The organism is Enterobacter sp. ku-bf2 (assembly GCF_001742765.1).
Taxonomy (GTDB): Bacteria; Pseudomonadota; Gammaproteobacteria; order Enterobacterales; family Enterobacteriaceae; genus Enterobacter; species Enterobacter quasiroggenkampii.
The window spans coordinates 134,884-149,347 of record NZ_MDVW01000022.1 but is presented as its reverse complement, the minus strand read 5'-3'; the positions used below and the strand labels follow the sequence as shown (position 1 = coordinate 149,347).

Genomic DNA, 14,464 nt, shown 5'->3' with positions numbered 1-14,464 from the left:
CTTACCCGGCGTACTGCATGGTGGCCCACCACTCGGCATCGGCTTCAATTTCGCCCTGCGCGTTGACGTGGGGGTAAGGCAATTTTTTCTGCTTCGCAACGCGAGCCAGCACCGGATAGCCACCTTCAAACAACAGGCGCTGCTGTTCCTCTTCCGGCAGCATGCTGTTGCTGCGCTCGTACATGCCGGCGTTCTGACGCTGGCGCTGCGCTTCATACAGAATGAGCGCGGAGGCCACGGAGACGTTGAGTGACTGGACCATGCCAATCATCGGAATGATGATGTCCCGATCCGCCAGATCCAGTGCTTCCTGGGTGATCCCGGTTTTCTCCTGACCCATCAAAATGCAGGTCGGGCGGGTGTAGTCGATCTCGCGGAAATCCACGGCCTTAGCGGACAGGTTAGTGGCAAGGATCTGCATCCCGCGTCCTTTCAGGTGCGATACGGCTTCGCCAATTGTCTGGTGAGATTTGACGGAAACCCAGCTGTTACTGCCTGCCGCGGCAGAGACCATGGTTCGCATCCGGTGACCCGGCCAGACGGCGTGCACTTCATGCACACCGACGGCATCGGCGGTACGAACGATAGCAGAGACGTTATGCGGTTTATGGACCTGCTCCATGCAGACCGTCAGGTCAGGCTGACGCCTGGCGAGCATTTCGCATATCCGCGCGTAACGTTGTGAATTCATGCCGCTAGTTTCGGTTACGGGTGACTTTAATCACGTCCGGCATGACGCGGATCTTGCGCATAATATTCGCCAGATGCACGCGGTCGCGGGCGGTCAGACGAATAAAGGCGCTGTACACGCGGCCATCTTTTTCTTCCGTATTCAGGCTTTGAATATTGGAAGACGCCGTGTTGATCGCTGCCGTCAGGTTCGCCAGGGCACCCTGATGGTTGAACATATCCACCTTAATTTCGGTGATAAATTCCTGCGCGGTCTCTTTATCCCATTCGACCGCCATAAACTTCTCGGCCTCTTTCTGGTAGCCGCGGATGTTACGACAGGATTCATGGTGGATAACCAGCCCTTTACCCGGGCTGACGTGCGCAATAATCGGGTCGCCAGGAATTGGACGGCAACATTTTGCGAAGGTGATCAGCACCCCGTCCGCGCCTTTAATCGGCAGATGTCCGTGGCCTGGCGTAGCTGCAGGCACGGCTGTCGTGTCGCCTTGCTGCAGGTTCTTCGCCACCACCACGCTCATGGCGTTGCCGAGGCCAATCTCTGCCAGCAGGTCATCAAGCGACGCGAGCTTCATGCGCTCCAGTTCACGCTGGACGTTCTCCTGCGGGATTTCAGCCAGCTTGCGACTGCCGCCCAACGCGTGGTTGAGAAGACGACGCCCAAGGCTGACGGAATCATCACGCTTGAGGTTTTTCAGCAGCTGGCGAATTTTGGCGCGTGCTTTAGAACTCACGACAAAGTTCAGCCAGGCCGCGTTTGGACGTGCGCCCGGCGCGGTAATGATTTCCACCGTCTGGCCGCTGGAGAGCGGCTGAGACAGCGGGTAAGGCTGTCTGTCGACGCGCGCGCCCACGCAGGCATGGCCGATATCGGTATGCACGGCGTAAGCGAAGTCGACCGGTGTTGCGCCCGCAGGCAGTTCGACAATGCGGCCTTCTGGGGTGAAAACGTAAATCTCATCCGGGAAGAGATCGGATTTCACGCTCTCGATAAATTCAAACGAGCTACCCGCACTCTGCTGAAGTTCCAGCAGGCTCTGCATCCAGCGCTGGGCGCGGATTTGTGCGGTCGTGCTGCTTTCGCCACCGTGCTCTTTATAGGCCCAGTGCGCGGCCACACCCATCTCTGCCATCTGGTCCATGTCTTCGGTACGAATTTGCACCTCAACAGGCACGCCGTGCGGCCCGATCATCGAGGTGTGCAAAGATTGATAGCCGTTCGCTTTTGGAATGGCGATGTAATCTTTCATCCGCCCTGGACGCGGTTTATAGAGGCTGTGCATCTGCCCCAGCACGCGATAACAGGTATCTGAATCGTGGACAATCACGCGGAAGGCGTAGATATCCATGATCGAGTGAAAACGTTGCTCTTTGAGCACCATTTTGCAGTAGATGGAGTACAGGTGTTTTTCGCGACCGCTGACGCGGCACGGGATCCCCGCTTCCTGCAAACGCCCTTCGATTTCAGAGAGGATCTTTTGAATCATCTCTTTACGGTTGCCGCGTGCGGCTTTCACCACCTCTTTAATCACGCGATAGCGGTTCGGGTACAACGCTTCAAAACCCAGCTCTTCCAGCTCGGTTTTAATGTGGTGAATACCTAAACGGTGCGCCAGCGGACTGTAGATTTCGAGGGTTTCACGGGCAATGCGGCGACGTTTATCCGGGCGAAGTGAGCCCAGCGTGCGCATGTTGTGGGTGCGGTCAGCGAGTTTGATGAGAATGACGCGGATATCCTGCACCATCGCCATAATCATCTTGCGGAAGTTTTCGGCTTGCGCCTCTTTCTTGTCGCGGAAATTCAGCTTATCAAGCTTAGAGACCCCTTCCACCAGTTCGGCAACGCTTTTGCCAAACAGCTGTTCCATGTCCTGGTAAGTGGCAGGGGTATCTTCAATCACGTCGTGCAGCAGCGCGGCCATCAGCGTTTCGTAGTCGAGTTTCATCTCGGCCAGAATACAGGCCACCGCTACCGGGTGCGTGATGTAGGGTTCACCGCTTGAACGTGTCTGGCCCTCGTGAGCGTCACGTGCAACGAGATACGCCTGCTGAAGACGCTTAATCTGGTCTTCAGGCAGGTAGGTTTGAATCAGTTGATTCAGGCTTTCAAACAGATACAAGGGCGACCCGCAGGTTTAATTAACGACGACCTTCAGCAATAGCGGTTACGGCCTGCAGTTCTGCGGCTTCCTGCTCTTGCTGCTCCTGGCGCTCACGCACATCGAGGATCTGGTTGTTGATCAGACCTTCTTCGATTTCGCGAAGTGCAATAACGGTGGTTTTATCGTTTTCTTCCGGTACCAGCGGATCTTTACCGCCTACCTGCATCTGACGAGCGCGACGCGCGGCGACCAGCACCAGGTCAAAACGGTTACCAATTTTCTCTACAGCGTCCTGAACAGTTACGCGTGCCATACTTAAAATGCTCCACAGGTGAAGAAATGACTGGGCATGATACTGAAAGTGGGTTCAGTCTGCCAACAGTTTGGTGATTAATGCGTCATGTCGCTGCTTCTGGCGGCTCATACGCAGACGTTCTGCACGAAGAATGGTTTTGAGATCGCTCAGCGCGGCATCAAAATCATCATTCACAATAAGGTAATCATATTCCGCGTAATGGCTCATTTCTGCAACAGCCTGTTCCATACGCTTTGCGATGACTTCTTCGCTGTCCTGACCGCGGCCACGCAGGCGGCGATCCAGCTCATCTTTCGATGGCGGTAAAATAAAGATACTGCGCGAGTCAGGCATTTTCTTGCGAATTTGCTGTGCACCCTGCCAGTCGATATCCAGGAACACATTCACGCCCGTGGCCAGAACCTGCTCAATGGTTTCACGCGAGGTACCGTAGTAATTACCGAATACTTCAGCGTGTTCAAGAAACGCATCTCTGCCGATCATCGCTCTGAACTCGTCGTGATCCACAAAGAAATAGTGTTCACCGTGCACTTCACCCGGACGCGGCGCTCGCGTGGTGTGAGAAACAGAAACCTGTGTGTCGTACAGCGGTTGGGTTTTTAACAGTGCCTGAATAAGGCTGGATTTACCCGCGCCACTAGGGGCAGAAACAATATAAAGCGTGCCTTGAGCCATGAGAGTCTTTTGTATGTGTTAACGAAGAAGTCCTACATACGGGCTTATTATACACGTCACTGCCGTGTGACGTAGCCTTTGTCACACTTTTTCCCCCGGATTATTGAATTTTGCGTGCCGTTTTCAGGTTTTATCCGTGGTTTTCAGCAACCCCCAGGAAATACCGGATAGCGTCTCGCAGTGTGAACCGTTGCCGTTAGCGTTGTTTCAGACATCGGTGTATACCTCCTGCAACGCAAAGGAGGGGTAGCGATGTGGCGATGGATAAGCGGGTTAATGCTGTTGTGGTGTGGCTATGGCGCGGCGGTATGCCCGGTCTGGTCGCAGGCAAAAGCAGAGAAAGAGATGGCGTCATTAAGCGCGCAAATCAAACGCTGGGATGACGCTTACTGGAAGCAAGGCGTGAGCGAAGTTAACGACGAGGTTTACGATCAGCTTAACGGGCGGTTAACGCAGTGGCAGCGCTGTTTTGGCACTGAACTCTCAGGAGAGAAACTTCCTCCGCTGACCGGGAGCGTCAAACATCCTGTTGCCCATACGGGCGTACATAAGGTGGCCAGCAAAGAGGAGCTGAAACAATGGATGCGTGCGCGGCAACATCTGTGGATGCAGCCCAAAGTTGACGGTGTGGCGGTAACGCTGGTCTACCGTGACGGAAAGTTAATCCAGGCCATCAGTCGCGGTGATGGCCTGAAAGGGGAGGACTGGACCGGGAAGGTACGTTTAATCCCGTCTGTTCCGCAAAAGCTCACCGGCAAGCTGGCGAACAGCGTCTTACAGGGCGAGCTTTTTTGGCTAAGCGACAGTCACATTCAGCGGCAGATGGGTGGGATGAACGCTCGCGCAAAGGTGGCAGGTGCGATGATGCGCCAAAACGATAACGCGCTATTGAATAAGCTTGGCGTATTCATCTGGGCCTGGCCGGATGGGCCGAAAAATATGCAGACATCTTTAGCTGAACTGTCTCAGGCCGGTTTTACGCTGTCGGCAGGGTATACACTACCCGCCGAATCTGTTGACGCCGTTGAGAAACAACGCGCGGCCTGGCACGTAGCTGCATTACCCTTTGCCACGGATGGCATTGTGGTGCGGTCGGAGGATGCGCCCGCGGGGGAAGGCTGGTTGCCGGGCGAAGGCAACTGGGTGGTTGCGTGGAAATATATGCCAGCAGCCCAGGTAGCCGAGGTGAGTGATATTCATTTTTCCGTGGGGCGAACGGGCAAAATGTCCGTTGTAGCCGCGCTGGAACCCGTGCAACTGGATGATAAACAGGTGCAGCGGGTGAGTCTGGGCTCAGTTGAGCGCTGGCAGCGGCTGGATATTGCCCCGGGGGATCAGATCCAGGTCAGCCTGGCCGGGCAGGGTATTCCCCGGTTTGATAAGGTGGTCTGGCGCGGGACGGACAGACATAAACCTGAGCCTCCCGCCTCACGGTATCATGCGCTTAGCTGTTTCTATGCTTCGCCGGAATGTATGGAGCAGTTTATTGCCCGACTGGCATGGCTCAGCTCAAAGCAAGTATTTGATATTGAAGGATTAGGTGAGTCAGGCTGGCGGACCCTCTAGCAGGCGCATCATTTTGAACATCTCTTTTCGTGGCTGTTATTAACGCAGGCGCAAATGCAGGCTACGCCTGGATTTTCCTCCGCGCGCGGGCTGGCGCTCTGGCATCGATTTAATCTGGTGCGCGAGAAGCCTTTTATCCGCTGGCTTATGGCACTGGGTGTTCCGCTGACACAGGCTTCGCTGAAGGCGATGGGGGACGTAACGTGGCAAACGTTGAGCGGACGTAACGCAAAAGACTGGCAGAGCCTGCCGGGAACGGGAGAGAAGAAGGCGCGACAAATTGTTGCATTCATCCATGACCCTGGCGTTGCCGGCTTGGCTTCCTGGCTAGGCAAGCAGGGTCTGCCCGGATTTTAGAGCGAGCTTGCTTTAGCTTTGCGCCAGGGGGTATGTCTGTCTGGTGAACTGAAGGTTTCGCGAAGCTGATCGTAGTCATAGATGTGGCGGCCGCCATCAATTACCGGGATAAGTGTAGGAGCCTGATAGCACGGTGCAAGCACCGAGCCGCATTGATCAACACCCGTTGTGATTCCAAGCCACGTTAACATCAACTCATAATTGCTTGCTGTGGGCCACGCTTCATGTACCCACCCTACCGCTCTTTTTTGGGCATTCAGGGCTTGCTGGCTATACCAGATAAACTGGGGGACCTGGTAAGCCTCTTTGCTTGGGTTGCGTGAGCCATGCATATAGATGGAATTCAATTGCGGGTTTTTTTCCAGCCCATGGTCTGAAAAATAGAGCAGAGAGGATGCGCTGCCCTGCAGACGTTTAGCCACTTCGCCAATGAAGTAGTCGGTAAACAGAATCGCGTTATTGTAGCAATCTTCATATTTGTTGCCGGTATGCAGAATATTCGCTGATGCCGGATACCGATCGCAGGCCATCTCATGGCTGCCGTTGATATGCAGGAAAATTAACTTCTTGCCGGGGGCTTTAAGCGCCTCATCCAGTGCCGGTAAAAGCTCGGTGTCATAACGGGTATCAATCCACTGGGCTTTATGGCTGATAGAGGCAATGGCCACAATGTAGTTATTGCTCTTGCCTGTGTTACCCTGGGCGCTAATCCACTCGGTGTGATAGCCCGTTTTTTTAGCGACGCTAACGATATTGTCAGCAAGCTTATCGGTGGTGAAGTGGTCTGGATCAGCTTTGCTTAAAATCATCGGCACGGAAAGCACGGTGGCTGACGCGGGGGCAATAGCATTGCTAAAGATGAGGGCGTCCTTCGCCAGCCTGGATTCCACAGGCGTGGTATCCTGGTGAAAACCGTAGAGCTTCATATTGCTGCGACGTGCGGATTCACCCACGATAACAACATAGTTTTCGATGCCCGTATCATGATATTGCAATGCAGGATAATTGACGCTGTGCTGGCTAATTTTCTCGGCCAGCGCGTTATCGCGATGGGCAATAATGAACTCTGCACCGGTGTAAAAAGGCGTATTGGTTAAAATCCGCGAGCTGAGCGGATAATAAACTTCAAGATCGTGGCGTTTTTTTAGCCAGTTCGCCGTTGAATACCAGCCCAAATAAACGGCAAGCAGAACGAAGCCGACAGTTCTCACACGGGAAGAAACATGCTCGCTCGTCGATTTGATTGCGTACCAGGTGACAACAAAGTAAGCAACCGCGGCTGGTAAACAGTGCAGGTATAAACCTGACATGCTTTTCGCTTCGGCTACGTGAGTGCCGAGAATACTCATCGCAAATACGGTGTTAAATTCGCTCTGGTAGACACTCCATGTGCTGTAAGCAACCGCAAAATTTAACGTAAGCAGGGCGGTTAAAACAAATGCGACGATCTTACCGGGAAGCGTGCGATAGATCGCTGCGGCGCAGACCAGTAAGAGCGCATTACAAATCGCAATGCGCACTGCGAATCGCGCAGGTTGTGTTAAAAATACTGGCCATAACTGAATCAGCACGGAAACGAGCAGCAAAATTAAAAAATGGCTGCTGAGTTTTTTATTAATAATCAGTGCTGACGTTTTGGCAAAGGACATTGTTTTAACGCAAGTTTATGGGGACAAAGTGGCGACATTTTATCGCGTTTGGCCCGGTTATATGGGATAACAAAAGGTGCTTTTTACTACTTTGTTGTGGTTTTGTTGAGAATTCAATGGGTGTCCTGCGTGTAATGAAAAACGGGCAATCCCAGTTTTAAGCGCAGCGCCAGCAAGCGAGCCGTAAAACCAAATAATAACGTGGCAATGACCACAACATCATGGCTCGAAACATAATGTTGTAAAGCAATATACAGAACGGCAGAGGCAAAGGATATTCCAGCGTAAAGCTCTTTCTGGAAAACCAGTGGAATGCGCTTACAGAACATATCGCGCAGTACGCCGCCAAATACACCTGTTACGACCGCGGCGATAGTGGCTATGACCGGGCTTTCGCCCATATCCAGCGCGATTTGCGCCCCGATAATGGAGAAAACCACCAGACCTAAAGCGTCAAGGACTAAAAAAAGACGACGAAGGTGGGGCATAACGGGCGCCACGATGGTGGTCAACACGGCGGCAATCGCGACAATAACAATGTATTCAGGGTTTTTTACCCAGCCGAGCGGATAATGTCCCAGCAGGATATCTCGTACCGAACCGCCGCCCAGCGCGGTCGCTGTAGCAATAATGATCACGCCGAAGGTGTCCATACGGCGACGTCCGGCGGCAAGTGCGCCGGTCATGGCTTCTGCGGTGATGCCAATGAGATAAAGAATGTGAAGCAGCATATACCCTCCGGTGTGAATGCGGGGAGGTTAGCGATTTGTGCGCAAGATCACGATTGAGTTTTTCTAAGGCGACAGGGTTTGCCCTATATATTTTTATCAAGTTAAGTTGAATGAGCTTGATGAGCGGCGGTGAAACGCAAAATCAGGTGTTGGGATGGATTAGAAATAATAATGGGTGGCACCGTCGACACCACCCGGAAAGGCATTACTCAATATTCTGGATCTGCTCGCGCATTTGCTCAATCAGCACTTTCAACTCAATCGCGGAGTTGGTGACTTCTGCATTGATAGACTTAGACGCCAGGGTGTTCGACTCACGGTTGAACTCCTGCATCATAAAGTCCAGACGGCGGCCCACCGCTTCCTTCTTCTTCAGAATGTTGTAGGTCTCTTTAACGTGCGCTTCCAGACGGTCCAGCTCTTCAGCGACATCGATACGTTGCGCCATCAGCACCAGCTCTTGTTCCAGACGGGTGTTTTCCAGCTGAACTTCTGCTTCTTCCAGTTTGGCGACAAGGCGCTCGCGCTGCCACTGCAGCACTTCCGGCATATGGGTGCGAACCTTAGCCACTTCAGCGCTGACGCCTTCAAGGCGCTGCTCAATCATCGCTTTCAGCGCCTGACCTTCGGTTTCGCGGGCAACGATAAAGTCATCCAGCGTGCCGTCGAGAGCGGCCAGAATTTCAGCGGCAATGGCGTCCAGATCCTGCTCACCGGCGGCCATGACGCCAGGCCAGCGCAGAATATCAACCGGGTTGATTTCGCCTTCATCGCTCTGCATTTTGACCCAGTTCGCCGCATTGACGAGCTGTTTCGCCAGTTTTTCGTTAAGGATCAGCTCGCCCTGTGCGCTGGCATCAGGCTCAAAGCGCAGGTTGCATTCCACTTTACCGCGCGTCAGGCGCGTACGGATACGCTCGCGTACAACAGGCTCAAGGCTGCGGAACTGCTCCGGCATACGGAAATACGTTTCCAGGTAACGCTGGTTTACCGAGCGCATTTCCCATGTGGCGCTACCCCAGCTACCCTTGATTTCACGCCGGGCGTAGGCGGTCATACTGCGGATCATAGACATTCCCGTTTTTAAAGGAGAGATGGGGGGATTATAGCTTTCGGGGGCTTCTCAGGATAGGAATAAGCGTCCTTTATCCGTATAATGCGCAGCCACATTCGTTTCAAGCCGGAGAATCCATCATGCGTCCATCAGGTCGTAGCGCCAATCAGGTGCGTCCCGTCACCCTGACCCGTAACTATACAAAACACGCTGAAGGCTCCGTGCTGGTTGAGTTTGGTGACACTAAAGTGCTGTGCACCGCCTCCATCGAAGAAGGCGTTCCGCGCTTCCTGAAAGGTCAGGGCCAGGGCTGGATCACCGCCGAGTACGGCATGCTGCCGCGTGCGACCCATACCCGTAATGCCCGTGAAGCGGCGAAGGGTAAGCAGGGCGGTCGTACTATGGAAATTCAGCGTCTGATCGCGCGTGCGCTGCGCGCCGCCGTTGACCTGAAAACCCTCGGCGAATTCACGATTACTCTGGACTGCGACGTGATTCAGGCCGATGGTGGTACGCGTACGGCCTCTATTACCGGCGCCTGTGTCGCGCTGGCGGATGCCCTGAACAAGCTGGTTGCAGCCGGTAAGCTGAAAACCAACCCAATGAAAGGCATGGTTGCGGCGGTCTCCGTAGGCATCGTTAACGGTGAAGCGCTTTGCGATCTGGAATACGTTGAAGATTCCGCGGCAGAGACAGACATGAACGTGGTGATGACCGAAGATGGTCGCATCATTGAGGTGCAGGGCACGGCAGAAGGCGAGCCGTTCACTCACGAAGAACTTCTCTCCCTGCTGGCGTTGGCCCGAGGGGGAATCGAATCCATTGTCACGACGCAGAAAGCGGCGTTAGAAAATTGATTTTAAAGGCGACCAATGAGTCGCCTTTTTTTTGCCTGTAAGACAGAAAACCAAAGGAGCAAATCCATGAAATCGTATCAGCGCCAGTTTATTGAGTTTGCGCTTAACAAGCAGGTACTTAAGTTTGGCGAATTTACGCTGAAATCCGGGCGTAAGAGTCCCTATTTCTTCAACGCCGGGCTGTTTAATACCGGGCGCGATCTGGCATTGTTAGGCCGTTTCTATGCCGAAGCGCTGGTAGATTCCGGGATTGATTTTGACCTGCTGTTTGGCCCGGCCTATAAAGGCATTCCGATTGCGACTACCACCGCGGTGGCGCTGGCGGAACACCATGACCGCGACGTGCCGTACTGCTTTAACCGCAAAGAGGCTAAAACCCACGGTGAAGGCGGGAATCTGGTCGGCAGCGCGCTGCAGGGCCGCGTCATGCTGGTGGACGACGTGATCACCGCAGGCACGGCGATCCGCGAATCAATGGAGATTATCCAGGCCAACGGTGCAACGCTGGCTGGCGTGTTGATTTCGCTGGATCGTCAGGAGCGTGGTCGTGGAGAAATCTCCGCCATTCAGGAAGTGGAGCGCGACTACAACTGCAAAGTGACGTCGATTATCACCCTGAAAGAGCTGATTGTGTATCTGGAAGAGAAGCCTGAGATGGCGGACCATCTGGCAGCGGTAAAAGCGTATCGCGAAGCGTTTGGGGTTTAATTGCATTGCCCGGTGGCGCTACGCTTACCGGGCCTACCCGTTCGCAGGCCGGATAAGGCGAAGCCGCCATCCGGCGATGGCGTTACTGTAATTGTGCTGCGACTAACGGCCAGCGGGCGTCAAAATCGTCCGTTGGGCGGTATTTGAACTCGCTACGCACAAAGCGGGAGAGCATCCCTTCACAAAACGCCAGAATCTGGCTCGCCAGCAGCGTTTCATCAATGCTGTATCCTTCACCTTCACGCATTTTCTTCTCGCGCAGCACCTGGCGCAGCTGCGCTTCAATGCGTTCGAAAAGTTGGTTAATGCGGCCCTGCAGTCTGTCTTGTTCAAACATCAGCGCGTGGCCGGTCAGGATACGGGTTAAGCCCGGATTGCGTTCACCAAAGCCCAGGATTAACAGCACAATCAGACGCAGACGCGCGGTGGTGTCTTTTTCGTCTTTCAGAATCAGGTTGATGCGTGTGATCAGGCTGTCTTCAATAAACTCGATCAGGCTGTCGAACATCCGGGTCTTGCTCGGAAAATGACGGTACAGCGCCGCCTCAGACACGCCTACGGAGGCGGCCAGTTTAGCGGTGGTGATGCGTTGACTGCCATCGCTGGATTCAAGCATCAGAGCCAGAGATTGAAGTATTTCTTCGCGACGATTCCTTTTCGCGGTTTGTTTTTCTGCCATGTTACAAAATACCCCTGAAAATAAGCACTTGCCAGGCTGGCATCCACACAGCGACCGCAAACGGACGTTTGCGGTTTGTTATTGCATTATGACGCTGTGGGATACGTGTCTGTCGGGCAGTTATTTGCGCCCGGAATGGCCGAAGCCGCCTTCGCCACGGTCGGTGGCATCAAAGTCTGCCACCAGGTTAAATTCTGCCTGTACCACCGGTACAAAGACCATCTGTGCGATACGCTCGCCCGGTTCAATGGTGAAGCTGTCCTGACCACGGTTCCAGACGGAGACCATCAGCTGACCCTGGTAGTCGGAGTCGATCAGGCCCACCAGGTTACCCAGCACAACGCCGTGCTTATGGCCCAGGCCAGAACGCGGCAAGATCACCGCCGCCAGCGACGGGTCAGCGATGTGAATCGCCAGGCCAGTCGGAACCAGGGTCGTGGCACCCGGAGCCAGTTCTACGGCGTCATCGAGACAGGCGCGCAGGTCAAGACCGGCAGAGCCGGAGGTGGCATAGGTTGGCAGCGGAAATTGCTCGCCAACACGCGGGTCCAGAATCTTAACGTCGATTTTTTTCATCATAACGGGTAACGATCTCGTCGAGTAAATGTTGGCCCAGGAGTTCCTTGCGCTCAAGCGGTAAGACTTTATCTCCATCCTGCCAGAAAAGGTGCAGTGCGTTGCTGTCGCTGTTAAATCCTTGTGTGGCCAGCGATACGTCGTTCGCGCAAATTAAATCGAGGTTTTTGCGGGTACGTTTTTGCCGGGCATATTCTTCCACATTATTCGTTTCTGCGGCAAACCCAACAACGTATGGACGGTGGCTTTTTAGTGCGGCGACACCGGCAACAATGTCCGGATTTTTCACCATTTTTAGTGTTAATTCATCGCCTTGCTTTTTAATTTTAGCCTCGGCGATCGTCTCGGCGCGATAGTCTGCAACGGCCGCACAGCCGATAAAAATCTGCTGGTTTTGAGCATGTGCCTGCACGGCGGCTTCCATCTCCAGCGCGGTGGTAACGTCAATTCGCTTCACAAACGCAGGGGTAGGCAGAGAGACCGGGCCGCTCACCAGCGTGACGTTCGCGCCACGCTTCGCAGCGGCGGCGGCAATCGCAAAGCCCATTTTGCCGGAGCTATGGTTGGTGATGTAGCGCACCGGATCCAGCGGCTCGCGCGTGGGACCCGCGGTAATCATGATGTTGAGATGTTGCAGATCGTTGACAGGCGAAAAATGGGCTGCGGCCATATCAACAATCGTTAGCGGATCGAGCATGCGGCCCGGACCAACATCGCCGCAGGCCTGGCTGCCGCTGTCCGGACCCCAGATAAGCAGGCCGCGTGAGGCCAGCGTCTCAAGATTATGCTGAGTGGCGGCATTACGGTACATCTGCTGGTTCATGGCCGGAACGACGGCAACAGGGGCAGGCGTAGCCAGACAAATGGTGGAAACCAGATCGTTTGCCATACCGGCCGCCACCCGAGCGATTAAATCCGCGGTGGCGGGGGCGAGGATAACCAGGTCTGCCCATTTCCCAAGCTCAATATGGCCCATCGCGGCTTCGGCAGCCGGATCGAGCAGGCTGTCAGATACCGGGTATCCTGAAACGGCCTGCAGGCTCAGAGGAGTGATAAAGGCTTTACCGCCTTCGGTTATCGCGACCCGCACATCTGCCCCGCGCTCGCGCAGACGACGCACCAGCTCCGGCGCTTTGTAGGCAGCAATACCGCCGCTCACGCCAAGAACGATTTTTTTACCGGCCAGGCTCATCATGATTCTTTCCTGTTGGGTTTCACCAGAGAGCGGGCATTTTATCACAATCCCCAAAACGGGGTGATTTTGTCCTTCGACCACTTTGCGAGACGCTACGCAAGAACGCAACGTGGCCGTCGAGCGCCGGATGGGCCTGTGGCAGCATGCGGTTAAAAAGGGAGAAAGAGCATGGAAGAAGAGGATGAGCAGCTGCTGCCGCGTGAAAAACTGCTGCGCTACGACGTCACCCTGTTAAAAGATGATGAACTGCTGGCGCTCTTTTTACGTACCGGAACGCCCGGCAAAACGGTATTTACGTTGGCAAAAGAGCTGATAGCACGTTTCGGTTCGCTGTACGGTTTACTGACCGCCGAGCTGGCGCAGTTTAAGCATGTTGAGGGGATCGGCGTGGCGAAATATGCCCAGTTGAGGGCCATTGCCGAACTTGCCCGCCGTTTTTACAATGTCCGCATGGAGAAGGACGATCCGATCCTGACGCCAGCGATGACGCGTGAATATCTGCAAAGCCAGTTAACCGATATCGAGCGCGAGATCTTTATGGTGATCTTTGTCGATAACCGAAACCGGGTACTGAAACATAGCTGCCTCTTTGCCGGCACGTTAAGCCACGTTGAGGTGCATCCGCGTGAAATTGTGCGGGAAGCGATAAAAGTGAATGCAGCGGGCGTGATCCTCGCGCATAATCACCCCTCTGGCTGTGCAGAACCGAGCAGAGCGGACAAAGAAATCACCGAGCGCATTATCAAATGCTGTCAATTCATGGACATTCGTGTGCTGGACCATCTGATAATTGGCCGCGGAGAGTACATTTCTTTTGCAGAACATGGCTGGATTTAGGCTATTTCTCGCGATCCATCGGGATCTTTGTCTGTTCGGGACTTGAGCACACCGCCGAGTCAGCGTATACTACGCCACCTTTGAGAATCTCGGGTTTGGCATTTGGGCCTGGCAATCGAGAGTTCACTTAGAACTATGCGATGACCGGGCTGTAAAGCCTGACGAGGCGCCGATACCCCATACGAAGCTCGAGCTAATTTGATTTTTGGAGAATAGACATGTCCCGAGTCTGCCAAGTTACTGGCAAGCGTCCGGTGACCGGTAACAACCGTTCCCACGCACTGAACGCGACTAAACGCCGTTTCCTGCCGAACCTGCACTCTCACCGTTTCTGGGTTGAGAGCGAGAAGCGTTTTGTCACCCTGCGCGTATCTGCTAAAGGTATGCGTGTAATCGATAAGAAAGGCATCGATACAGTTCTGTCCGAACTGCGTGCCCGTGGCGAAAAGTACTAAGTACTTAAAGAGGAAAT

14 protein-coding genes and 1 pseudogene are annotated in these 14,464 nt (G+C 54.1%); 5 read left to right on the top strand and 10 right to left on the bottom strand.

Going from position 1 to position 14,464, the window contains the following annotated elements:
• Position 1 precedes the first annotated feature (1 nt).
• The 4 genes from trmH to gmk are packed head-to-tail and all read right to left on the bottom strand — an operon-like array spanning position 2 to position 3,783.
• Positions 2 to 691 (bottom strand): tRNA (guanosine(18)-2'-O)-methyltransferase TrmH, encoded by a 690-nt coding sequence (trmH, locus tag BFG58_RS21260; RefSeq protein ID WP_048028145.1) that lies wholly within the window; start codon positions 689 to 691, stop codon positions 2 to 4.
• Between the two features lie 4 nt (positions 692 to 695).
• Positions 696 to 2,810: a bifunctional GTP diphosphokinase/guanosine-3',5'-bis pyrophosphate 3'-pyrophosphohydrolase gene (gene spoT, locus BFG58_RS21255; protein WP_045907920.1), complete on the bottom strand. Its 2,115-nt coding sequence runs from the start codon at positions 2,808 to 2,810 to the stop codon at positions 696 to 698.
• Between the two features lie 19 nt (positions 2,811 to 2,829).
• Positions 2,830 to 3,105, bottom strand: a complete 276-nt coding sequence (gene rpoZ / locus BFG58_RS21250; protein ID WP_000135058.1) for a DNA-directed RNA polymerase subunit omega — start codon at positions 3,103 to 3,105, stop codon at positions 2,830 to 2,832.
• A gap of 54 nt (positions 3,106 to 3,159) precedes the next feature.
• Positions 3,160 to 3,783 carry a guanylate kinase gene (gene gmk, locus BFG58_RS21245; RefSeq protein ID WP_010426438.1) on the bottom strand — a complete coding sequence of 208 codons (624 nt, stop codon included), beginning with the start codon at positions 3,781 to 3,783 and terminating at the stop codon, positions 3,160 to 3,162.
• Between the two features lie 252 nt (positions 3,784 to 4,035).
• Between gmk and ligB the strand changes: the two are divergent.
• Positions 4,036 to 5,706 (top strand): annotated as a pseudogene (gene ligB, locus BFG58_RS21240) (NAD-dependent DNA ligase LigB).
• Here the strand turns inward: ligB and BFG58_RS21235 are convergent.
• The 3 genes from BFG58_RS21235 to BFG58_RS21225 form a co-directional block, all read right to left on the bottom strand.
• Positions 5,703 to 7,355 (bottom strand): phosphoethanolamine transferase, encoded by a 1,653-nt coding sequence (locus BFG58_RS21235; RefSeq protein ID WP_069720519.1) that lies wholly within the window; start codon positions 7,353 to 7,355, stop codon positions 5,703 to 5,705. The pseudogene ligB and the gene BFG58_RS21235 sit on opposite strands and share 4 nt — an antisense overlap.
• 113 nt (positions 7,356 to 7,468) lie before the next feature.
• Positions 7,469 to 8,086: a trimeric intracellular cation channel family protein gene (locus BFG58_RS21230; RefSeq protein ID WP_045907917.1), complete on the bottom strand. Its 618-nt coding sequence runs from the start codon at positions 8,084 to 8,086 to the stop codon at positions 7,469 to 7,471.
• Between the two features lie 205 nt (positions 8,087 to 8,291).
• The gene (locus BFG58_RS21225; RefSeq protein WP_008502687.1) at positions 8,292 to 9,155 is read right to left on the bottom strand and encodes a YicC/YloC family endoribonuclease; all 864 of its coding nucleotides are present in this window, start codon (positions 9,153 to 9,155) and stop codon (positions 8,292 to 8,294) included.
• A gap of 125 nt (positions 9,156 to 9,280) precedes the next feature.
• Between BFG58_RS21225 and rph the strand changes: the two genes are divergently transcribed.
• Both rph and pyrE read left to right on the top strand, forming a co-directional pair.
• On the top strand, positions 9,281 to 9,997 hold the full coding sequence (gene rph / locus BFG58_RS21220; RefSeq protein WP_006812424.1) for a ribonuclease PH: 717 nt from the start codon (positions 9,281 to 9,283) through the stop codon (positions 9,995 to 9,997).
• A 66-nt stretch (positions 9,998 to 10,063) separates the two neighbouring features.
• Positions 10,064 to 10,705, top strand: coding sequence for an orotate phosphoribosyltransferase (pyrE, locus tag BFG58_RS21215; RefSeq protein ID WP_045907916.1), 642 nt, complete (start codon positions 10,064 to 10,066; stop codon positions 10,703 to 10,705).
• A gap of 82 nt (positions 10,706 to 10,787) precedes the next feature.
• Here pyrE and slmA read toward each other — a convergent pair whose 3' ends face one another.
• The 3 genes from slmA to coaBC all read right to left on the bottom strand — a co-directional run bounded on the left by slmA (position 10,788) and on the right by coaBC (position 13,152).
• Entirely contained in the window at positions 10,788 to 11,384 is a 597-nt protein-coding gene (slmA, locus tag BFG58_RS21210) for a nucleoid occlusion factor SlmA (RefSeq protein WP_008502690.1), read from the bottom strand.
• 120 nt (positions 11,385 to 11,504) lie between these two features.
• Entirely contained in the window at positions 11,505 to 11,963 is a 459-nt protein-coding gene (gene dut, locus BFG58_RS21205; RefSeq protein WP_008502691.1) for a dUTP diphosphatase, read from the bottom strand.
• On the bottom strand, positions 11,941 to 13,152 hold the full coding sequence (coaBC, locus tag BFG58_RS21200) for a bifunctional phosphopantothenoylcysteine decarboxylase/phosphopantothenate--cysteine ligase CoaBC (RefSeq protein ID WP_086374967.1): 1,212 nt from the start codon (positions 13,150 to 13,152) through the stop codon (positions 11,941 to 11,943). The genes dut and coaBC overlap by 23 nt, the downstream gene beginning before the upstream one ends.
• 171 nt (positions 13,153 to 13,323) lie before the next feature.
• On the opposite strand from coaBC, the gene radC reads away from it, so the two are divergent.
• Positions 13,324 to 13,992, top strand: coding sequence for a DNA repair protein RadC (radC, locus tag BFG58_RS21195; RefSeq protein ID WP_032675724.1), 669 nt, complete (start codon positions 13,324 to 13,326; stop codon positions 13,990 to 13,992).
• 218 nt (positions 13,993 to 14,210) lie between these two features.
• A complete protein-coding gene (gene rpmB / locus BFG58_RS21190) occupies positions 14,211 to 14,447 on the top strand; it encodes a 50S ribosomal protein L28 (RefSeq protein WP_002436699.1) in 237 nt (78 codons plus the stop codon).
• Positions 14,448 to 14,464: the final 17 nt, after the last annotated feature.